Origin of the sequence: Mesorhizobium sp. M3A.F.Ca.ET.175.01.1.1, assembly GCF_004791945.1 — a bacterium.
In the GTDB taxonomy this organism is placed as follows: domain Bacteria; phylum Pseudomonadota; class Alphaproteobacteria; order Rhizobiales; family Rhizobiaceae; genus Mesorhizobium.
In genome coordinates, this window is record NZ_SRTP01000004.1 from 340,968 (window position 1) to 361,644 (window position 20,677).

Annotated in this window: 21 protein-coding genes and 1 tRNA gene; 12 read left to right on the forward strand and 10 right to left on the reverse strand. The window is 65.0% G+C overall.

Going from position 1 to position 20,677, the window contains the following annotated elements; genetic code table 11:
- Window positions 1-30 precede the first annotated feature (30 nt).
- The 3 genes from EN818_RS13145 to EN818_RS13155 all read right to left on the reverse strand — a co-directional run bounded on the left by EN818_RS13145 (window position 31) and on the right by EN818_RS13155 (window position 3,687).
- A complete protein-coding gene (locus EN818_RS13145) occupies window positions 31-1,026 on the reverse strand; it encodes an ABC transporter permease (RefSeq protein WP_095805103.1) in 996 nt (331 codons plus the stop codon).
- A complete protein-coding gene (locus EN818_RS13150) occupies window positions 1,023-2,588 on the reverse strand; it encodes a sugar ABC transporter ATP-binding protein (RefSeq protein WP_095805429.1) in 1,566 nt (521 codons plus the stop codon). Before EN818_RS13150 ends, EN818_RS13145 begins: the two co-directional genes overlap by 4 nt.
- Window positions 2,589-2,724: 136 nt before the next feature.
- A complete protein-coding gene (locus tag EN818_RS13155; RefSeq protein ID WP_095805102.1) occupies window positions 2,725-3,687 on the reverse strand; it encodes a sugar-binding protein in 963 nt (320 codons plus the stop codon).
- A 600-nt stretch (window positions 3,688-4,287) separates the two neighbouring features.
- Here EN818_RS13155 and EN818_RS13160 point away from each other — a divergent pair.
- The 3 genes from EN818_RS13160 (at window position 4,288) to EN818_RS13170 (ending at window position 7,665) form a co-directional block, all read left to right on the forward strand.
- Window positions 4,288-5,403 (forward strand): LacI family DNA-binding transcriptional regulator, encoded by a 1,116-nt coding sequence (locus EN818_RS13160; RefSeq protein ID WP_165349941.1) that lies wholly within the window; start codon window positions 4,288-4,290, stop codon window positions 5,401-5,403.
- A gap of 50 nt (window positions 5,404-5,453) precedes the next feature.
- On the forward strand, window positions 5,454-6,533 hold the full coding sequence (locus EN818_RS13165; RefSeq protein ID WP_095805427.1) for a nitronate monooxygenase: 1,080 nt from the start codon (window positions 5,454-5,456) through the stop codon (window positions 6,531-6,533).
- Window positions 6,534-6,858: 325 nt separating this feature from the next.
- Window positions 6,859-7,665 carry a class I SAM-dependent methyltransferase gene (locus EN818_RS13170; RefSeq protein WP_095805101.1) on the forward strand — a complete coding sequence of 269 codons (807 nt, stop codon included), beginning with the start codon at window positions 6,859-6,861 and terminating at the stop codon, window positions 7,663-7,665.
- Between the two features lie 118 nt (window positions 7,666-7,783).
- Here the strand turns inward: EN818_RS13170 and EN818_RS13175 are convergent, their stop codons facing one another.
- Entirely contained in the window at window positions 7,784-8,608 is an 825-nt protein-coding gene (locus EN818_RS13175) for an ankyrin repeat domain-containing protein (protein ID WP_176478339.1), read from the reverse strand.
- Between EN818_RS13175 and EN818_RS32675 the strand changes: the two genes are divergently transcribed.
- The gene (locus EN818_RS32675) at window positions 8,588-8,899 is read left to right on the forward strand and encodes a hypothetical protein (RefSeq protein ID WP_176478338.1); all 312 of its coding nucleotides are present in this window, start codon (window positions 8,588-8,590) and stop codon (window positions 8,897-8,899) included. The genes EN818_RS13175 and EN818_RS32675 overlap by 21 nt on opposite strands.
- A 102-nt stretch (window positions 8,900-9,001) precedes the next feature.
- Here EN818_RS32675 and EN818_RS13180 read toward each other — a convergent pair.
- The 3 genes from EN818_RS13180 to EN818_RS13190 all read right to left on the reverse strand — a co-directional run bounded on the left by EN818_RS13180 (window position 9,002) and on the right by EN818_RS13190 (window position 11,413).
- Window positions 9,002-9,078, reverse strand: a tRNA-Arg gene (locus tag EN818_RS13180).
- Window positions 9,079-9,319: 241 nt separating this feature from the next.
- Complete coding sequence (locus EN818_RS13185) at window positions 9,320-10,246, reverse strand: DUF1003 domain-containing protein (RefSeq protein WP_135904572.1); 927 nt, start codon at window positions 10,244-10,246, stop codon at window positions 9,320-9,322.
- A gap of 213 nt (window positions 10,247-10,459) precedes the next feature.
- Entirely contained in the window at window positions 10,460-11,413 is a 954-nt protein-coding gene (locus tag EN818_RS13190) for a D-alanyl-D-alanine carboxypeptidase family protein (RefSeq protein ID WP_095805098.1), read from the reverse strand.
- A gap of 227 nt (window positions 11,414-11,640) precedes the next feature.
- On the opposite strand from EN818_RS13190, the gene EN818_RS13195 reads away from it, so the two are divergent.
- From EN818_RS13195 to EN818_RS13210, 4 genes are all read left to right on the forward strand, one after another.
- The gene (locus tag EN818_RS13195; protein ID WP_095805097.1) at window positions 11,641-13,446 is read left to right on the forward strand and encodes a chemotaxis protein; all 1,806 of its coding nucleotides are present in this window, start codon (window positions 11,641-11,643) and stop codon (window positions 13,444-13,446) included.
- Window positions 13,447-13,616: 170 nt separating this feature from the next.
- Window positions 13,617-14,723, forward strand: a complete 1,107-nt coding sequence (locus EN818_RS13200; protein WP_095805096.1) for a hypothetical protein — start codon at window positions 13,617-13,619, stop codon at window positions 14,721-14,723.
- A 343-nt stretch (window positions 14,724-15,066) separates the two neighbouring features.
- Window positions 15,067-15,678 carry a nucleoside triphosphate hydrolase gene (locus EN818_RS13205; protein ID WP_095805426.1) on the forward strand — a complete coding sequence of 204 codons (612 nt, stop codon included), beginning with the start codon at window positions 15,067-15,069 and terminating at the stop codon, window positions 15,676-15,678.
- 82 nt (window positions 15,679-15,760) lie between these two features.
- Window positions 15,761-16,087 carry a hypothetical protein gene (locus tag EN818_RS13210; RefSeq protein WP_095805095.1) on the forward strand — a complete coding sequence of 109 codons (327 nt, stop codon included), beginning with the start codon at window positions 15,761-15,763 and terminating at the stop codon, window positions 16,085-16,087.
- A gap of 9 nt (window positions 16,088-16,096) precedes the next feature.
- Here EN818_RS13210 and EN818_RS13215 read toward each other — a convergent pair whose 3' ends face one another.
- The 3 genes from EN818_RS13215 to EN818_RS13225 all read right to left on the reverse strand — a co-directional run bounded on the left by EN818_RS13215 (window position 16,097) and on the right by EN818_RS13225 (window position 18,395).
- The gene (locus tag EN818_RS13215) at window positions 16,097-16,801 is read right to left on the reverse strand and encodes a glutathione S-transferase N-terminal domain-containing protein (RefSeq protein ID WP_129553551.1); all 705 of its coding nucleotides are present in this window, start codon (window positions 16,799-16,801) and stop codon (window positions 16,097-16,099) included.
- Between the two features lie 126 nt (window positions 16,802-16,927).
- The gene (locus tag EN818_RS13220; protein WP_095805094.1) at window positions 16,928-18,136 is read right to left on the reverse strand and encodes a beta-ketoacyl-[acyl-carrier-protein] synthase family protein; all 1,209 of its coding nucleotides are present in this window, start codon (window positions 18,134-18,136) and stop codon (window positions 16,928-16,930) included.
- Between the two features lie 4 nt (window positions 18,137-18,140).
- A complete protein-coding gene (locus tag EN818_RS13225; RefSeq protein WP_095805093.1) occupies window positions 18,141-18,395 on the reverse strand; it encodes an acyl carrier protein in 255 nt (84 codons plus the stop codon).
- 201 nt (window positions 18,396-18,596) lie between these two features.
- On the opposite strand from EN818_RS13225, the gene EN818_RS13230 reads away from it, so the two are divergent.
- Genes EN818_RS13230 through EN818_RS13245 form a run of 4 tightly spaced genes read left to right on the forward strand, consistent with a single transcriptional unit; the run spans window position 18,597 to window position 20,675 of the window.
- Entirely contained in the window at window positions 18,597-19,448 is an 852-nt protein-coding gene (locus tag EN818_RS13230) for an urease accessory protein UreD (protein ID WP_095805424.1), read from the forward strand.
- Window positions 19,449-19,484: 36 nt separating this feature from the next.
- Window positions 19,485-19,787, forward strand: coding sequence for an urease subunit gamma (locus tag EN818_RS13235; protein ID WP_095805092.1), 303 nt, complete (start codon window positions 19,485-19,487; stop codon window positions 19,785-19,787).
- Window positions 19,788-19,798: 11 nt separating this feature from the next.
- Window positions 19,799-20,053, forward strand: a complete 255-nt coding sequence (locus EN818_RS13240; RefSeq protein ID WP_095805091.1) for a DUF1272 domain-containing protein — start codon at window positions 19,799-19,801, stop codon at window positions 20,051-20,053.
- A gap of 28 nt (window positions 20,054-20,081) precedes the next feature.
- Window positions 20,082-20,675 (forward strand): HupE/UreJ family protein, encoded by a 594-nt coding sequence (locus tag EN818_RS13245; RefSeq protein ID WP_095805423.1) that lies wholly within the window; start codon window positions 20,082-20,084, stop codon window positions 20,673-20,675.
- The last annotated feature ends 2 nt before the right edge of the window (window positions 20,676-20,677 follow it).

Below are 20,677 nucleotides of genomic sequence, written 5' to 3' on the forward strand. Positions count from 1 at the left end.
TTGCCGCAAGGAGAGAAGGACGAGGCAGAGCTACTCCGCAGGCGCGCCGGCGACGTTCCTGCGCGTCGCTTCCATCATCCGGCGCCGGGCGCGGAACACGCCCCATTGCTGGTCGACCAGCACGCCGATCAGGATCACCCCGCCCATCACCGCGAAGTTCAGCGAGGAGGGGATGCCGAGCAGGTTGACCAGGTTCTGCAGTTCCTGCAGCAGCACCGTGCCGAGCAGGACGCCGATCAGCGAGCCCTCGCCGCCGCGCAGCGAGAAGCCGCCGAGCACTGCCGCGGCGATGGCGTAGAGTTCGTAGAACTGGCCGTGGCTGGCCGGCGAGATCGAGCGGGTGTACATGGCGAAGTAGATCGCCGACAGTGCCGTCAGCACGCCGCAGATGACATAGGCGGCGATCACGACCCGTCCGGTGCGGATGCCGGAATACTTCGCCGCTTCCTCGTTCTTGCCGATGGCGTAGAGATAGCGCCCGAACACCGAGCGGTGCAGCACCACCCACATCACCATGGCGATGACGATGAGCGCGATGAAGCTGTTCGGCACGCCATAGGAACGGCCCGCGGTCAGGAATTCGAGGTCCGGGAAATTCTGCCCGAAGGCGAAGCCCGCCGTGCCGTCGGCGGTGTAGAAGCGCGCCACGCCGCGGTAGATCAGGAGGCCGCAGAGCGTCACCACGAAGGGCTGCATCTTGAGCCGCGTGATCAGCCAGCCATGCACGAAACCGATGACGGCGCCGAGCACGATGATCAGCACGAAGGCCAGCGGCCAGTCCATCTCGCGCACGGCGATGAAGTCGATGAACAGCGTGCCGAGCAGCGCCACCAGCGAGCCCACCGAGAGCTCGATGCCGCCGGTGATGATGACGAAGGCCTGGCCGATGGACAGGATGCCGAACAGGCCGATCAGGTTGGATGTGTTGGCGAGGTTGATCGGCAACAGGAAGCGCGGGTTGATGGCCGTCACCACCGCCCCGACCACCAGGATCAGGACCAGCAGGCCGAGATCTTTCTTGCTCATTGCACTCCTCCCACGGCGTGCGCCGGCAGGGGCTTCTTGCCCACCGCCAACCGAAGCACGTTCTCCTGGCTGAAATCGTCCCGGTCGAGAATGCCGGAGATCTGCCCCTCATGCATGACGGCGATGCGGTCCGAGACGCCGATCACCTCTTCCATGTCGCTGGAAATCATCAGCACCGCGACGCCGGCATCGGCCAGTGACCGCATCAGCCCGTAGATCTCGGCCTTGGCGCCGATATCGATGCCGCGCGTCGGCTCGTCGAGAATCATCAGCCTCGGGTTCATCGCCAACCATTTGGCCAGCACCACCTTCTGCTGGTTGCCGCCCGACAGGGTGCCGGTGCGGGTCAGCACTGACGGCGCCTTGATGCCGAGGTTCCTCTTCTGCTTTTCGGCCGTGGCGATCTCGGCGCTGGTCGAGACCATCGCGCGTTTGGCATGCGCCGGCAGGTTGGGCAGCGATATGTTCTGCGCGATCGACAGGTCGAGCAGGATGCCGGTCAGCTTGCGATCCTCCGGCACCAGGAAGATGCCGCTCGCCACCGCGTCCGCCGCGGAGCCGACATCCAGCGCCTTGCCGTCCAGCGTCACGCTGCCGCCGAGCCGCTCGTCGATGCCGAACAGCACCCGCGCCAGTTCCGTGCGGCCCGAGCCGACCAGACCGGCAAGCCCGAGGATTTCGCCGTGCCGCACATCGAGATCGACGGGGCGGTCGGGATAGGCGCTGGAGCGCACGGCCTTCGCCGAGAGCGCGACGCCGCCAGGCGCGCGCGCCGCCTCCGCAGCCTTCTCGCGCTCCTTCAGCATGCGCCCGATCATCAGCTTGACCATCTGATCGTGGTTGATCTCGGATTTCGGCAGCGTGCCCGCGAGCATGCCGTCGCGCAGCACCACGACGCGATCGGCGACGCGCTCGACCTCGTGCAGCCGGTGCGAGATGAAGATGACGCTGATGCCTTCCGCCCGCAGCCCCTTGATGACGTCGAGCAGTTTGTCGGTCTCGGCGATCGGCAGGCTGGAGGTCGGCTCGTCGAGGATCACCAGCCGCGCCTTGATCGACAGCGCCTTGGCGATCTCGACCATTTGCTGCTGCGCCAGCGACAGCGAGGCGACCGGGGTGTCGGCCGAGAAATTGGCGCCGACGCGCTTCAACAGCGGCGCTACCATCTCGCGCAGCCTGGCGCGGTCGACCAGCCTCAGCGGCCCGGCCTTCAGCGGCTCGCGGCCGAAGAAGATGTTGGCGGCGACGTCGAGGTTTTCGAACAGGTTGAGTTCCTGGTGCACGAAGGCGATGCCGGAACCGATGCTGGCTTCCACGGTAAGGCCGTCATGCGCTGTGCCGTCGACGGTGACGCTGCCGCTGTCCGGCCGCGTCACGCCGCCCAGGATCTTCATTAGCGTCGATTTGCCGGCGCCGTTCTCGCCGACCAGGCCGATGACCTCGCCCGGCCTGACCTCCATCGAGAACCCGTCCAGCGCCACGACGCCGGGATAGATCTTGCGCACGTTCTCGAGGCTCAGGAACGGAGCGGATTGGACGATGGATGGGTCGGAATAATTCATCACGCCATAATTCATCGCGCGCCACACTGACGGCGCTTGTCGGCAGCCTGCGGCAACAGACTGACGGGCCTTGGCAGACCCGTCAATACGGACGCCGGCTCGAGGTCGAGCTCGAGCCGGCGCAAGCCCATTGGGCTTATTTGCCCGCCATCGCCTTGAGGTTGGCGGCATAGGCGTCGACGTCGTCCTTGCCGATGATCTTGGTCGGCACGATGATCAGGCCGTTGGCCGGGATGCCCGACTTGTCGCCCTTGAGGTAGGAAGCCATCAGCTTCATGCCCTGATAGGCCCATTCGAACGGCTGCTGCACAACGGTCGCGGCCACCGTGCCTTCCTTGACGCCGCCCAGCGTGATCGGATCGTCGTCAAAGCCGACGACGGTGATCTGGCCGAGCTTTCCGGCGTCGCGCAGCGCTTCATAGATGCGGGGCGTGTTGTAGGAATAGAAGCCGACCATGCAGGTGATGTCGGGGCTGGCGACCAGCGCGTCCTCGACATTCTTCTTGGCCCGCGCCTGGTCGATGTCGTCGCCGCGCACGTCGACCAGCTCGATTTTGCTGCCGGCAAGGCCGTCCTTCATGCCCTGGATGCGCTCCTTGGCGTTGTCGGCGCCGAGCAGGCCGACGAAGCCCAGGCACTTGCCGCCGTTCGGCATTGCCTTCTTGGCGATCTCGGCCGCCTGCTTGCCGGCGTCGACATTCGACGAGCCGATATAGGCGACGCGCTTGGTCTGCGGCGCATCGGAGTCGGTGGTGAACAGTGCCGTCTCGGAGGCGATCTTGTTCAGCCCGTCGGTCGAGGTCTTGGGGTCGACGGCGGAGACCATGATACCCTTGACGCCTGCGGTCACCAGATCGTCCATCAGCCGCTGCTGGATGGCGACCGAGGACTGCTCGGGATATTTGAGCTCGAGATTGTAGTCGGGCAGTTCCCCTTGAGCCTTCTTCACGCCGGCTTCCGCCGCCTTCCAGAAGTCGGACGCGCCGTTGACGACGAAGGCCAGCGTCGGTTTGTCGTCGGCACGCGCGATCGCGCTCGCCGACAGGCCGAGCGCCAGCGCCGCCGCGGCGATGGATGCGTTACGGATCACAGATTTCATGTTCAACCTCCCTTTTGAAAACTGATCGCGGAAATCTCGGCTGCGGCCCCGACGCCTCTCCTCCCAAGCCCTGGTATGCAAAAGGGGTCGGGCAACCAAAGTTCAGGGCCCCTCCAGCCGCGACCGGAACACTAGACACTGATTTGCAGTTCGTAAATAGTCCGATTTGTCTGACATTTTCGTGAGAGTGCGGCTGCCCTGTTCCGGATCCCTGCCGGCCTCGTGGCGTGCCGCAATCGCACCTGCCGGGGCCGGCGAAGCTGGGCCGGCCGCGACGAATTGACAGTAGAACGCTTACAGATATTAGTAAATAGTATTAGTAATGGAGTCGCTGGGCGGGCGCCAGCAGCGGAGATGCCGGGACCTGAGGCTGTCAGGGAAGAAGAACCGACGGCGTCGAGAAGCCGCCATCTGGCGGGAATTCCGCCACGAATCGTCAGTCTTGCTGACCCTTCGGCCATTTCGTCGGTAGGCGATGCGGCTGGCGCGGAACAAGTTGCGTCTGATAATAGTTATAACCAAAGCCGGCGCGCCGGACGAAAACCTTCTTGCCGTTGCGGCCGGCCTTGCTTAACAACCGGCCGGGTTTGGGAAACGACCATGAGCGAACCGACGGAACTGCGCGACCCTCCGGATGCCTCTCGGCGCCGCAAGCCGTCGGCGAGGCCGAAGGGCCGCGTCACCATGACCGACATTGCGCGCGCCGCCGGCTGCTCGCAGGCGACGGTCTCCTTTGTGCTCAACAATTCGCCGGGCATCCGCCTGTCGCAGCAGACGCGCGACCGGGTGATCGAGGCGGCCCGCTCGCTCGGTTATTCGCCGCCGGTCTTTTCCGCTCTGCGCCCGCCGGTGACGCCCTTCGAGGGGTTGGACGGCGTCATCGGCTTTGCCGTCGACCAGCTCGCCACCAGCCCGGAGGCGGTGGTCGCCATCGAAGGCGCCCGCCAGGCCTCGTGGAATGCCGGCAACGTGCTTCTGGTGGCGCAGACGATGGGCGACGCCGTGATGGAACTGCGCGCTATTTCAGCCCTGACGAAGCGCGGCATCTCGGCGCTGATCTACATGACCATTTTCACCCGCGAGATCACCGCCCCCGAGTTCCTCTACAGCCTCGACATTCCGGTGATCCTGCTCAACTGCTACACCGCCGATTATGCCTTTCCGGCCGTGGTGCCGTCCGAGATCGCCGGCGGCCAGAGCGCGACCAGGCATCTGATCGGCCATGGCCACCGTCGCATCGCCACCATCACCGGCGAGCCGTGGATGCAGGCCGCGCAGGATCGGTTGAAAGGCTACCGCCGCGCATTGGCCACCGCCGACATCCCCTTCGATCCCGAGCTGGTTGTCGAAGGTGACTGGTCGGCCAGCGCCGGCTATGCCGCCACGGTGAAGCTGCTGGCGCTGAAGGACCGCCCGACCGCCATCTTCTGCCAAAACGACCGCACCGCGATCGGCTGCTACGAGGCGCTGAAGGAAGCGGGCCTGCATATCCCTGGGGACATTTCCGTCGTCGGCTATGACGACGAGGAGATCGCTCGCCACCTGTTCCCGCCGCTCACCACCTCGATCCTGCCGCATCTGGCGATGGGCCAGTGGGCGATCGAGCAGCTCGAGACCCCGCCGGTGCCCGGCCGCGGCCGCTATCCGATCACCAAGCTGGAATGCCCCTTGGTGGAACGGGAGAGCGTGGCGAGCGTGCCCGCACAATTCCGGTGACCGGGACCTGACACAGGCCTATGCTGGCGCGCTACACCGGAAACGCGCTCATGTGGCCGAACCATCGCCTATGCGATCTGCTGAACATCGAACATCCCATCATCCAGGCGCCGATGGCCGGCTCGGCGACACCGGAACTCGCGGCGGCGGTAAGCAACGCCGGCGGGTTGGGATCGCTCGGCTGCGCATTGATGCTGCCGGACGGCCTGCGCAGCGTCACGCAGCGGCTGCGCGCCCTGACCAGCCAACCGATCAACCTCAATTTTCTCGTCTGCCCGCAGTCCAGCACCAGCGATGCCGTCCTGGCGGAGGCCATTGCCAGGCTGCGGCCTTACTATGAAGAACTGTCTCTCGAGCCGCCGACTAGGCTTCCCCCGATCGGGCCGGGTTTCGATGACGAAAAGCTCGACCTGGTCCTCGATATAAAGCCGCCGGTCGTGAGCTTTCACTTCGGCATGCCGGACCCGGCCAAGGTCGCCAGGCTGAAGCAGGCCGGGATCGCAATCATCAGCACCGCGACGAACGTTGCCGAGGCACGCAAGCTCGCCGACAGCGGTGCCGACGCGGTCATAGCGCAGGGATGGGAAGCGGGAGGCCACCGGGGTTCGCACGCGCCCACAGGCCCTGGCGATGGCGTTGGAACGATGGCGCTGGTTCCCCAGATCGTCGATGCCGTCAAGCTTCCGGTCATCGCAGCCGGAGGGATCGCCGATGGCCGGGGCATTGCGGCCGCCTTCGCTCTCGGCGCCAGCGGCGTGCAGATCGGCACCGGCTTTCTGTCGTGCGACGAAGCCGGCACCGACCCACCGCGCCGAGCATTGATCCGTGCGGCGACGGACATGGACACGATGGTCACCGATGCCTATTCGGGCCGGGTCGCCCGCGCCAGGCGCACACGCTATGCCCTGGAGATGGAGGAAAACCGGACGCGCCTCCCCGATTTCCCGCAAATGTATGCGCTGAGCGGGCCGCTTGGCGATGCCGACCAGGCAAATTTCGCCTTCCATCTCTACGGGCAGGCGGCCGCGCTGAACCGGGAGCTTCCGGCGCAGGAACTGGTGCGAACGCTTGTTGCTGAAACGGGCAGGGTGTTCAACGCCCTCTCGGCCCGCAAGACCACGCATGCCTGAGCGAGGTTCCCCGTTTTGGGGTTTGGCGAAATCGCCTGCTGCAGCCCTTTCGCCCCGTTTACAGGGCGAAATGTCCAGCAGGACAATGAGGGGCGGCGCCGGCCTGTCAAGCAAAACGATGCCAGCCCGAAGCAATCTAAAGCGTCGCGCTGAAACGGATTCAGGCGACGCGCTTTAAGTATTTGATTTGATGCATGTCGTTGCCCCACAACCGCTACACACATGCATTTGCCTCGGGCGGTCGCCCCGGCACTCGCGGCTTGGCATCCTTCCCCTCGCGGTTTAGCCTGAACCAAGCGCCTGAACCAAGCGAAGGGAGGGCGAAATGACCTCGAGCTTCACCGTTCACGCCGCCTCTGGCTATGAGCAGCTCATGGGCCGCTGGAGCCGCAGGCTGGCCCCCAAATTCATCGACTTCGCCGGTCTCGGCGCCGGCGAAAAGATCCTCGATGTCGGCTGCGGCACCGGCAGCCTGACCTTCGAGCTGGCGAAATCCGCCGCTCTCGCCGAGATCCAGGCGATCGATTTCTCGCCGGTGTTCGTCGAGTCGGCGAGGCAGCGCAACAGCGATCCGCGCATCACCATCGCCCAAGCCGACGCCACCGCCCTGCCATTCGAGGACGACGGCTTCGACCGCGCGCTGGCTTTGCTGGTGCTCCACTTCGTGCCGGAGACCGGCAAGGCGGTCGCCGAGATGCGTCGCGTGGTGCGGCCGGGCGGCGTGGTCGCGGCCGTGGTGTGGGACCACTACGGCGGCATGCCCGGCATGCGCATGATGATCGACACGGCTGCCGCGCTGAGCGAAGCCGGCCGCCAGATGCGCAGCCGCTATTGCTTCCAGCCGATGATGCAGCCCGGCGAGATGAAGCGTACCTTCGTCGAAGCCGGTCTTGCCGACGTCACCGAGACCGAGCTGATGATCCGCATGGACTACGAGAATTTCGCCGACTACTGGGCCCCGATCGGCGCCGGCGAAGGTCCGCTCGGCAAGTACATGACCACGCTGGGGGGCGATGAGAGGGAGCGCGTGGAGGCGGCGGTCCGGGATGCCTATGAGGCAGGGCGGCCGGATGGGCCGCGATCGTTTGCCAACGTGGCTTGGGCTTGCAGGGGTATGGTTGGGCGGGAATAGCGCCGCATCGATGGCCGGGCGGCGGCCCGGCGAAGTGGGATTTCCACAACCGGGACCGTGTGTCAGCCGATGAGGATTGCGAGGCCCGAAGCTTCGCCAGTTGGCATCACAGCCGCAATCAATTCGGAAGCGGCAACGGCGCGTCGCTCAAGGTCCGCAGGTAAGCAATCAGGTCCGCTCGCTTCTTCTCGTCCTGTAGGCCCGGGAAAATCATATCTGTCCCAGGAAAGGTGAATGCGGGGTTTGAGATAAAGGAATTGAGCTCCTCAAAGGTCCATGTGCCGCCGGCGTCCTTCAGAGATGACGAATAGGGGACATCGCTTTGTGAAGCCTTCGGGCGCCCCACCACGCCCCACAGATTGACCCGTTTGGGAATCTTGAGGCTCGGCGATGCAAGATGACAAGCCCCGCAGATACCGTCGAAAATCTCTTTGCCCGATTCAGCGCTTGCCGATGCAAGTCGTGCCGAAATCGGCGCAACGGCCGGTCGTCCGGCGCCGTGCCCGCGTAAGTAGGCCGCGATGTCTTCATGACCACTGAGCTTGGCCAGATGTATGGGCGGATTTCCATTCGATGTCAGTGCATTGACGTCTGCGCCAGCATCCACAAGATAGATGACGCACTGAAGGCAGCCATTCTCGGCAGCCACGTGCAGCGGGGTTTGCGCTTTCGCCACCTGATTTGGATTGGCCCCATTGTCGAGCAACAATTTCACGACGTCGGCATGACCAGCCTTGTTGGCGGCGTAGAGTGGCGTCCTTTGCCAGCTGACCGGCAGGTTGACGTCCGCCCCGCGATTGATCAGAAGTTTTGCCAACTCGGCATTGCCGGCTTCGCAGGCGATATAGAGCGCAGTAACACCGTCTACTTCGTTGATAGCGGCTCCTTTGTCCAAGGCGGAAGCCACCCCTGCGACGTCGCCATGCCTGACAAGATCACCCAAGGCGCTCGCCTGGGCGGGCAGTGTCAAAAGCCAAAGAACCCACGAAACCCCTATCCCCCACATGCGCCGCTTGATCATTGCATCCTCTCTGATGAGTTCTGGGATTTTCAACGGCGAGACGGCATCATCGACAGCGTTGGCCGGGGTGCAATTACGCAGCCACCCGACATCGCTGCCGCGCAGAAGCTTGGCTCGCATTGCGGCACCGGCTCCCTGCAGGAGCGAATTTTAGCAGACGCTTATGTAAAGGCCAAGGAGTACGGCAGGTTATTCTTTGGTTTGTCGGCTTGAACTTCCGCGCGATGAACTCGAACAGAATATCGCAAATTCATCGAGACGCCGTGGGGGAAACTGGTGTCGCCCACACACACAATAGCTAAGCACTTGATTTTTTGGCGCACCCGACAAGATTCGAACTTGTGACCTCTGCCTTCGGAGGGCAGCGCTCTATCCAGCTGAGCTACGGGTGCTTCCCGGGAAACCGGAAAACGAACCGGCCAGTGAGCCGGCCAGCCACGGCTTCTTAGCGGAAGCAGACGCGCGCTTCAACGGCCAATTGGAATGGCGAGGCATTGAGGCCCGTGACCGCCAGCTTGGGCTTCGGCAGCAGCGGGCGACATCCCGGCGCCCGAAGCGAACGATCTCTCCGCCGCCGTTCTGGCAAGCGCGGCCTGGCTTGAGCGCGCTATCTCCTGAGCGAATGCCGCCGTCTCACCCCGCCATCTCGCTCTTCACCGCCCGCCGCCGCACCCCCCGCGCCGCGCGCTTCGGCTTCTTGGCGCCGGTAAGTTCGTGCATGGCGTCGAGCTGCATCTGCTGCATCTCGGCCAGCCGCTGCCATTGGCGCGAGATCAGGTAGTCGAGCTTTTCGTGCAGGTGCCGCACTTCCAGCTCGGCCTTCAGATTCACCCGGTAGTCGTTGAAGGAGCGCAGCCGGTCTTTTGCCTCCTGCCGCTTCTGGCTCATCATGATCACCGGCGCCTGGATGGCGGCGATGCAGGAGAGCAGGAGGTTGAGCAGGATGAATGGGTAGGGATCGAAGGCGGACGCCACGCCCTCGAACAGGTTGATGCCGATCCACAGGAACAGCACGCCGGCGAAGGAGATCAGGAACCACCAGCTGCCGCCGAACTCGGCCATGTTGTCGGAGACGCGGTCGGCGAAGGAGCGGTGCTCCTCGAATTCCTCTTCGGAGTTCTCCGAGATGGTGTCCTGCCTGGCGATCGATTCCACCACCTGGCGGTCGAGCTCGGAGAATTCGCCGTGCTCCTGCTGCAGCAGTTCCTCCATGTAGCGCATGCGGTAGCGGCCCAGCTCCTCGCGGCTGATGCGGGCGCCGCGCGGCAGGTCGGGATGGTCGGAGCGGATGCGGTCGGCAAGGCTCGGCCTGAGATCGTCGATGCGCACCAGGTCGCGCTTGCGGAACTTTCGGCCGCTGATCGCCGACGGCTTCTTCTTCGGCTTGACCCGCACTGCTCCCGGCACATGCGGTTCCGAATCCGGCACCTCCGGCGCTTCGAGGATCTCGTCGGCAGCCTCCTGCGCGTCTTCCGGAACGGTGGCCGCCTCGAAATATTCGCTGCCGGTCTCCTGCTGCTCGTTATCTTTCTGCTCGGGCGCTTTGGGGTCGCTGGCCATCGTCGGTGCTCCTGTCTTTCCGATACGATACGCCAAGCCGGCGCGGCATATCCATTGTCACGGTGAAATGCCGCATCTCTGTAAAGTTCTTGTGATGGGCGGGCGACGCAGCATGGCGCCCAGCAGCGATATGCATGCAGCACTCAGAGTGGCGCTGCCCTCCTCCGCCTCGAGCGAAAGAGATCCTTCGCCGGCGATTTGTTTTGTGACGATCTACTGTGATGGCAAACCCGGCAAACCGGACGGCGTCGAATCGGGAAGCGGAGAACCCGTCGGCTGCTGCCCGGCATACATCAGCCTCGGCTGCGCATCCGCCACGGTCGCCGTAAGACTGCGCTGGATCAGCGCCTCGACATGGTCGTTGCGCTGCCGTGCGCTGTCGGCGCCCATCACCACCACGATCAATTGGCGGCCGTCGGCGCTGTAGGACGTCACGATGTTGTAGCCGGAGGCGCGGATAAAACCTGTCTTGATGCCGTCGACGCCGCGCACGCGTCCCAGCATGTCGTTGTGGCCGCGCACCAGCCGGCCGCGGAACATGAAGTCGCTTTCGGAGAAATAGTGGAAATGCTGCGGGAAGCGGTGCCTGAGCGCGATTCCCAGCACCGCCATGTCGCGCGCGCTCGTCACCTGGCCGCCATCGGGCAGGCCGGAGGCGTTGCGGAAGATGGTGCTCGTCATGCCGAGCTGGCGCGCCTTGGCCGTCATCATGGCGGCGAACTGGTCCTCGCTGCCGCCCAGATATTCGCCCACCGCCACTGCCACGTCGTTGGCGGACTTGACCACGATCGCACGGATGGCGGAATCGACGTCGATCGTCTCGCCGGGCCGGAAGCGCAGCTTCGTCGGCGGCTGCGAGGCGGCGTGCCCGGAGACCGGAATCTGCGTCTCCTTGCTCACCCGGCCGCTCTCCAGCGCCTCGAACAGCAGATAGAGCGTCATCATCTTGGTCAGCGAGGCGGGATAGCGCTGCGCCGTCGAATTCACCTCGAACAGCTGCTTGCCGGTGCTGGCGTCGACCACGATCGCCGCATATTTCTGCGGCGCCGCCGGCACGGCCAGCACGCTTTCCGGGGGTGCCGCGGTGGTGCAGCCGGCGACCAGCATGAACAGCGCAAGCATGGCCAGCAATTTCTGGATGAGCGGAAAGGAACGCAGGTAGGACAAGACTGTTCTGGACGCGGCTGTTGCTGAGACGAGGCGAAGCTAGCCTAACCCGCCCGCCGCGTCCAACTGGTTAACCGCTGTGGCGGCGAGTTTGCCCAGCTTTCATGGCTTGTGCCGGGTTACTTTGCTTCCATGCCAAATCTAGGGCATTGGCGGTCACCGGCCCCCACTTTGCCTTCCACCCCAGCTTCCCGCTATGATGCCTTCATCGATTTGGGGGAATCGGCATGTCGGAAATCGCCACCGGTACGACCTCGCTGCTGCGGGCATCGCTAAGCCGCACCGGCAAATGGGCGGCGAGCTTTGCCTTTGTCAGCGGCGCGATCGGCGACGTGCTCAACCCGCTCGGGCCTTTCGCCGCCTATATTGCGCTGGGCGCGGCGGTCGCGGCGTTGGTCATCGCCATCGCCATGGTGCTGCGGCTGGTTCTGGCGGCGAGGGCCATGCCGGCGCTGATCTTCGCCACCAGTGCGGCTGCGATCGCCGCCGGCGTCTATGGCATCCAGCAGGAAACCAGTTCCCAGAACGGCGTCATCGCCGCCCTGGTGCCGGCGGTGGCCGAGCTGCAGCAGTCGCTGGGCATCGTTTCCGAGAAGGTGGCCAAGATCGAAAAGACCGTCACCGAGACGCAAAAGACGGTTGAGGCGGTGAAGCAGACCACCGACACGGTGGCGCAGAAGACGCAAGAGATCGCCTCCGCCCAGCAGCAGCAGGCGGCCCAGGGCGCCGAGACGCAGAAGACGGTCGAGGCGGTCAAGCAGACCGCCGACACCCTGGCTGCCGGGCAGAAGCAGCAGCAGGCCCAGGCCGACAAGCTGCAGGCGACGACCGAGCAGATCGCCGCGTCCATCGACGCAATAGCCAAGGGCTTCGCCCAGCTGTCCGCCCAGGGCGGCGCGATCGCCGACCCCAAACGCCCCGACGAGTTCTACCACAACGCCCGCGTCTATGAGCTGGCCGGCGATATGCTGAACGCCCGCCGCTCCTACCTCGCCTTTGCCGGCTTCGACGTCGACGCCATCGACCCCTACACGCGCTTTGCCACGCTGCTCCGCGTCCAGGACGGCAAGGCCGGCGCGCGCGAAGTGTTCGGCACCTTGGCCGAGAAGGCCAAGGCGCCGTCGATCAAGCTTGTCCATTTCCTGCAGTTCGACGACGCTCAGCGCCTCGACAAGCTCAACGCCTTCATATCGGCCAATCCGGACTATGCGCCGGCCTATTTCCTCGAGGCGCAGGAATTCTCCGAGGACCGTCTGGGCAGTCAGACGCTGGCCGACAAGCGTAGCGAGGCGCAGGCGCTGACCAAGTTCGTCTCCTATGAAAAAGACGGCGGCCTGCTCAAATATTTTGTCGACCAGACCCAGTTGGCCGACTGGCTGGACCGCAGCCGGACCCGGCTGGCCGCGCTCGGCGACGTGCTCGATCCGTCACGCTTCAGGCCGACGCTGACGCCGACGCGCTCCAATGCCGGCTGGTCGATGACGATCTCGCTGCCAGAACCGGCCACCGCTATTTCCTGGCGGCTCGGCGAAAGCGGCCCGTTCACCGACACCGGGCTGATGGCGATGAACGACCAGCGCACCGGCAAGCCGATGCCCAATCCCAGTTTCGAGCTGCCCGACAGCACCGCGGCCACCAGCATCGCGATAAAATATCTCGACATCAGGGGCCGCGAGACTGGTCCGTTCGACATCCGCTTCGATCCGGACACGGCCCTGCAGCAGGGCAACAAGCAGATCCTCGACCAGTTCTGGACCTCATGGATCGCCTTCGACGCCAGCGGTAACCACGGGCTGGTCTATTTCACGCAGATGCTGTCCTTCCGCTGCGCCATCAAGGAAGTGCGTTACAGCCTGAACGGCACCGCGCTCGACAAGACGCTTGCCATGCCGCCCTGCGATGCGAAGGACCCCTACGCCATCCCCGCCGACTACCAGCCCTACTTCAAGGTCAAGGACGAGGTGAATTCGATGGCCGTGCAGGTGACTTACACCGATGGCACGAAGTCGCCGGTGCGGGAGTATAAGCGGTAAAGGGCGGCGGACGTTGGGTGAGGCCGGGATCATGCAGCGCCGGCGGTCGACCGTGATCGACTCGCGCTACCGCTGCTAGACAAGCAATGATGCAAATTGCCAATCACCTCGCTTGCGCCGAGCGCCCTCAGCAGGCTTTGCTGGCGCCCCGAACGATTCGAGGTAGAACGATGGACGCGGTCACGATCGGTGCAAAGGGCATTTCGGTTTCGCTCGATCTGACGGTAGGCCATATCGCCGCCATGGAGGTCGAGGCCGACGGCCACGTCCTCAACCCGCTGCACCGCGCGCCCTGGGTCGGCGCGCCGCGCGAGACGCTGCCGCAAAACCTGCCTGAGGGCACGGTGCGGCTTTCGGGCGATTTCCTCTGCGCGCCGTTTTCCACCAGCGATGTCGAGGCCGCACCCCTGCATGGCTGGCCGGCCAACAGTGCGTGGGACGTCGTCGAGAACGGCGCCATTGCCGACGGCTGGCGGGCCGTGTTCCGCCTGCGGCGCAAGGTAATGGGCGCCAGCGTGGACAAGATTTTCACACTTCGCGACGGCAATCCGTTCCTCTATCAGGAACATGTCTTTTCCGGCGGCTCCGGCGCCATCTCCGTTGCGCATCATCCGATTACCGTGATGCGGGGCGGCGGGCGGCTCGGCTTCTCGCCGAAGCGCCTGGCGGTGACGCCGCCCACCCCGCTCGAGCCCGATCCGGCGCGCGGCCGTTTCCGGCTCGCCTATCCCGCCCGCGCCACCGATCTGACCCGGTTCCCGCTCGCCGCCGGCGGCACCACCGATCTTACCGACTACCGCATGGAGGACCGGCGCGAGGATTTCATCACTTTGGTCGAGGCCGATCACGGCGGACCGGGCTGGACGGCGCTCGCCCGCCGCGCCGAGCAGGACCTGGTGCTGGTGCTGAAGAACCCGGACGAGCTGCCGGTGACGATGCTGTGGTTCAGCAATGGCGGGCGCGACTACGCGCCCTGGAGCGGCCGCCATCTCGGCGTGCTCGGCATCGAGGACGGCCGTGCCGCGGTCGGCCATGCCGCGTCGCTCGGCGACAACTGGCTGAAGCATGAGGGCGTGGCGACGGCCTTCGCGCTGAACGAAGGGCGCAGCGTCTCCTTCCGCCATGTCATAGGCGTGGTTCCGGCTGCCGATACCGAGGCGCCGGTGAGCATCGAAACCGATAGTGGGGGAATGCGCATCCTTGGCTCTGATGGCACGGAGAAGGCGGTGCCATTTGACGGCGACTTCCTGCGTATCGGCCGTTCGGCTCCGGCTTGAACATTCGGGCCAGCCTTGAGGTCGTCATTCCAGGGCGAAGCAGGAGCGAAGCTCCGTCGCGCAGACCCTGGAATCCATGCCGTGACTTTCGCCGAAGGGCGCAACGGCGCAGAATTCTGAATCGCGGCGGAACATCCGAAGTCACGGAATGGATCCTCGGGTCTGCGCTGCGTTGCTACGCTCCTTGATCCGCCCATGGATGACGAAGGGATGGGCGCTCCAGCTAGTCGCGAAGGCACCGACTGGCCCGCAAGCGATCGAATCCCATCACCAAAGAGCAGGTTTGAAATTTCCGCCGACTGCCGCCAAGATGCGGCCGAAATCGCTTCCGGAAAGGCGCCGAATGTCCGAAATCGCCCATATCGCAGCCGCCATCTTCAAGCGTGCCGGCAAAGCCAAGCGCTTCATCGTAGCCATCGCCGGGCCGCCGGGATCCGGCAAGTCGACGCTGTCGGCGAACCTCAATGAATTGCTGCCCGAAGGCACATCCGAGGTCGTGCCGATGGACGGCTTCCACTATGACGACATCGTTCTCAACCGCCGCGGCCTGCGCTCGCGCAAGGGCGCGCCGGAGACCTTCGACTTCGCCGGCTTCGAGACGCTGTTGAAGCGCATCCGCTCCGGCGAGCCCGACATTGCCATTCCGGTCTTCGACCGCAGCATGGAATTGTCGCGCGCCGCCGCCGAGATCGTTTCCGCCGACACCAAATTCATCCTGGTCGAGGGAAACTACTTGCTGCTCGATGAGGAGCCGTGGTCGCGGCTGGCGCCGTTGTTCGACTTCACCATCTTCGTCGACGTGGCGCGGGGCGAGCTAGAGCGCCGGCTGATGGAACGCTGGCGCGGCCACGGCCGCTCCGACGAGGACGCCCGCGCCTGGATCGCCTCCAACGACATGCCCAACATCGAACGGGTGCTGGCACGGCGCAGGGCAGCCGATCTGGTTATTGGTTAACCCGCTCAATTTTCAATATTTTCGGGCGGGAACCTTAAGAGTTCCGGGCCGTTATGGCCGATAAGAAAAAGGGAACCGTCCGATGGCAGCCAAGACCAGAAAACCCGCGCCTGCAAGAAGCAGGACCAGTCAGTCCAGGGCGACGCAGGCGAAGGCCGGCGCCGGCCCGGCGGTTGCCGAGCGCTCCAAGGACGCCAAGCCGAGCTTCGGCAAGGCGGCGCCCAAGAAGGTAGTGCCCGGCGCCACGCACAAGGTCGCCGCGAAGCCGGCAAAGCCGCACAAGCCGGCGGCGAGCAAGGCCGGACCGATCCGGGCCGTGGCAAGCGCTGCAACCGGCGCGGTGGTCGCCACTGCGCGCCTTGCAGCCTCCGTGCTCGGCCGCGGCGGTGCCAAGGCCAAGACCAAGTAAAACCGGCTCTCAGCCTCGCGCCGGGACGGTCAGGCCTCTCTGCACGGCGGGTCGGGCGAGGCCGCGCTCCAGCCATGCAGCGACACCAGGAAAATCATCGAAGCCGACGAGATCGCGCGCCTCGTAGAAACCGATCAGGTTGCGCATCCAGCCGAGGGTCGACACGTCGGCAATCGTGTAGTCGTCATCCATGATCCATTGCCGGCCCTTCAGCCGCGTCTCCAGCACGCCGATCAGCCGCCGCGACTCGTCGCGGTAGCGTTCCAGCGGCCGCTTGTCGGCGATCTCGCGCCCGGCGAATTTGTTGAAAAAGCCGACCTGCCCGAAGATCGGCCCGATCGAGGCCATCTGGAAGAACACCCACTGGATTGTCTCGTAGCGCCGGATCGGGTCGGCCGGAATGAGCTTGCCGGTCTTGTCGCTGAGGTAGAGCAGGATGGCGCCCGATTCGAACAGGCCGATCGGCCTGCCGCCGGGGCCGCCGGGGTCGATCATGGCCGGTATCTTGCCGTTCGGGTTGAGCGACAGGAATTCCGGCGTCCAGCTCTCATTCTTGCCGATGTTGACCGGATGCGCCTCGTAAGGCAGCCCGATCTCCTCCAGCGCGATCGAGATCTTCACGCCGTTCGGTGTCGGCCATGAATAGAGCTGGATGCGGTCGGGATGCTTGCCCGGCCAGCGCTGGGCGATCGGGAATGCGGACAGGTCGGTCATCGAAGGCTCCAGCTTGCGCGGAGAGGCGCGGGGCAGCATCGCAAGGAACTACCGCATGTCGCGCAAAGCTGTGCAGCGGGTTTTGCGAAAATGACATGCACAAAAATGAAGCCCGGCTGGGCGGTATCAGACCGCCTTGAAGGCCAGCACCGCATTGGTGCCGCCGAAGGCGAAGCTGTTGCTGAGCGCAGCACGCACCTTGCGCTCGCGCGCCGTGTTCGGCGTCACGTCGAGATCGCAGTCGGGGTCGGGCTCGCGGAAATTCGCCGTCGGCGGCACGACCCCGTCGCGGATGGCCATGATGCAGGCGATCATCTCCAGCCCGCCCGACGCGCCGAGGCAGTGCGCGTGCATGGACTTTGTCGAAGAGACCGAGAGTCCGCGCGTGTGCTCGCCGAAGACGCGCTTGATCGCCGCCGTCTCGATCTGGTCATTGGCCTTGGTGCCGGTGCCGTGCGCGTTGAGATAGTCGATATCTTCCGGATTGAGCCCGGCATCCGCCAGGCAAAACCGCATCGCCGCCTCCGGTCCCTCGACGGTCGGCGCGACGATGTCGGAGGCGTCGGCCGACAGGCCGGTGCCGGCGATCTCGGCCAGGATGGTGGCACCGCGCGCCGTGGCGTGATCGTAGCTTTCCAGCACCGCCATGCCGGCGCCTTCGCCGAGCGACAGGCCCTGGCGGTCGGCCGAGAAGGGCCGGCACGTATCGGGCGAAAGCACTCTGAGCGCTTCCCAGCCCTTGAGCACGCCCCACACCAGCGGCGCCTCGGTGCCGCCGGCGACCATCACGTCGGCGCGGCCGAGCCTGATCTGGTCGACGGCGCTGGCGATGGCGTGATTGGCCGACGAGCAGGCCGAGGTGACGCCGAACACCGGGCCGCGCAGGCCGAGATTCATGCTGACCTGGCCGGCTGCCGCACCCGGCATCACCTTCGGCACGGTGAAGATGGCGGCGCGGCTGCGCCCATCCACCAGGATCGCGCGATAATTCTCCTCGATGGTCTCGAAGCCGGCGACGCCGACGCCGACGACGGCACCCATCCGGTAGGTGTTGTCGGCATGCGCCGCCAAGCCGGACTGCCGCATGGCTTCCCGGGCGGCGATCACCGCCAGCAGGCTGAAGCGGTCCATCGACACCAGTTGCTTGCGGTCGATGCCGTGGTCCGGCAACGTCTTGACTTCGCAGCCGACCTTCACCTTCAAATCATGCAGGAACGGATTCTCGATCGTGCCGATCGCCGAGCGGCCGGCGCGCATTTCGTTCCAGATGGCGGGCACATCGTTGCCGAGCCCGCATATCCCGCCAATGCCGGTGATGACGACGCGTTTCAGCATGCAGTCAGGCTTTTTTCGCGATCAGCGCGCGAACCGCCTCGACCATGTCGCCGACGTTCTTCAGGTTGCTCCAGGCATCGACCGTGTTCATCTCGATCTCGATGCCGTATTTCTCCTCGAGATCGAAGATGATCTCGGTGAGCTCCAGCGAATGGATTCCCAGCGTGTTGAGGTCGGTGCTGGTGGTGATTTCCTCGCCCCCGGTCTCGGCATGAGCCTTGATCTTCTCGATGATTTCGGTCGCCAGCTGGTCAGCCATTCGGTTCCTTCCCCTGTCGTTTCCCGACGCCAACGGATCAGCGCCCTTTGATCCCGGATCTGCGAACGTCGTCGCCTTCTACCTCGCCAGGCACCGCGTGACGCTCCAGGGTGGCTTCCCTCTATAGAAACCGAAACAATGTCAAGCAACAAGCTCTATATCGACAAAGCGGCCGGAGTGCTTAACGTTGGCGCCGTGGACATGATCGACGATAGCTTGCCTCGCTTGACCGCGAACCCGACGCCGGCCACTCAACGGGTTGCCGGGCGAGCCAGGCTTTTCTGCGGCAGAGCCGGCGGCCGCACGCGTCTTCAACGGCTTTATCAGGACGGATCGGCCAAGATCCGCATGCCCGCCGTGCGGGGTGATCCGCTGGAGGCCGTGCTGATCAACACCGCCGGCGGGCTGACCGGCGGCGACCGGCTGGCCTGGGAGGTGAAGGTCGATGCCGGCGCGTCGGTCTCCATTACCACCCAGGCGTGCGAGAAGGTCTATCGGGCGGCCTCGGACCGGGCCGAGACCCGCGTCGATCTCGGCGTCGGCGCTGGTGGCCGCCTCGCCTGGCTGCCGCAGGAGACAATCGTCTTCGACCGCGCGGCCTTCGCCCGCACGCTGGATGTCGAGCTCGCCGCCGGCGCCGAAGCGCTGCTGCTGGAGGCCACGCTTTTCGGCCGGCTCGCCATGGGCGAGCGCATGATTGCCGGCAGCTTCCATGACCGTTGGCGGATCCGCCAGGAAGGCGCCCTGGTCCATGCCGAAGATTTCCGCATCGAACCTGAGATAGCGGCCAGGCTTCAGCACCCGGCGGTGGCTGGCGGGGCGGTGGCCATTGCGACGCTGCTCCTGGTCTCACCGCGCGCCGAGATGCTCCTCGAGCCGGCACGCACGATCATTGCAGACCGGGGCGGCGCCAGTTTCTGGAGCGTCGGCCGATCTGGCAAGCTTCTTGCGAGGCTTGCCGCCGGCGATGGCTACCGGCTCCGCAAGCGGCTGGTACCGCTCATCGAGCTGCTCAACGGGCAGGCTGGCCTGCCCAAATTATGGTCACTCTGACCTCGAATGGTTTGGTTTTGAATACTGGAAAGACGCATGAATTTGACGCCGCGTGAAAAGGACAAGCTGCTCATCGCCATGGCGGCGATCGTGGCGCGCAAGCGGCTGGAACGCGGCGTCAAGCTCAACCACCCCGAGGCGATTGCTTTAATCACCGACTTCGTCGTCGAGGGCGCCCGCGACGGCCGCCCCGTGGCCGAGCTGATGGAAGCCGGCGCCCATGTCGTCACCCGCGCACAGGTCATGGACGGCATTGCCGAGATGATCCACGACGTCCAGGTCGAGGCGACGTTTCCCGACGGCACCAAGCTGGTGACAGTTCACGAACCGATCAGGTGAGGAGAAGCGCAATGCTGGAGCTCAGGCCTAACTGCGAATGCTGCGACAAGGACTTGGCACCCGATGCCACGGACGCCGTGATCTGCACCTTCGAATGCACTTTCTGCGCCGACTGTGCCCAGAATGTGCTGGGGGGCGTCTGCCCGAACTGCGGCGGCAATTTCTCGCCCCGGCCGATCCGGCCGGCGGCAAAACTGGAGAAATATCCGGCCTCGACCAGACGCGTGCTCAAGGCCGAGGGCTGCGGCCCCGCCAAGGCCGCCTGACCCGAAAACGTTCAGAAGGAAGGCTATGATGATCTTCGGTTCGACGATACGCACCACGCTTGCAGCCATCCTGCTCGTGGCAGCCGTGATGCCCGCCTATGCCCATGTCGGAATCGGCACCACCTCCTCTTTCACCGCCGGCTTTGAGCATCCGATGTCCGGCCTCGACCATGTGGCGGTGATGATCGCCGTCGGCCTGTGGGCAGCGCTGAAAGGCGGCAGGGCAGTTTGGGCATGGCCGCTTGCCTTCGTCGGCGTCATGCTGGCCGGCGCCGCGCTCGGAATGCTGCAGGTGCCGGTTCCCTTCGTCGAGCCGGGCATTCTCGCCTCCGTCGTGGCGCTCGGCCTGCTTGTGGCTCTGGCGGTAGACCTGCCGGTCTCGGCAGGTGTCGCGATCATCGGCCTATTTGCTCTCTTCCATGGCCATGCGCACGGCACCGAAGTGCCGGAGACAGCAGCCGGCCTCGAATACGTGGCCGGCTTCGCCGTTGCGACGGCGCTTCTGCACGCCGTCGGCATCACGGCAGCACTCGGGCTCGGGACGCGGTTTCGTGGCCTGACCCGCGCCGCCGGTGCCTCCTGCGCGGCGGTCGGCATTGGCCTCGCCTTCGGCGTGCTGTGAGG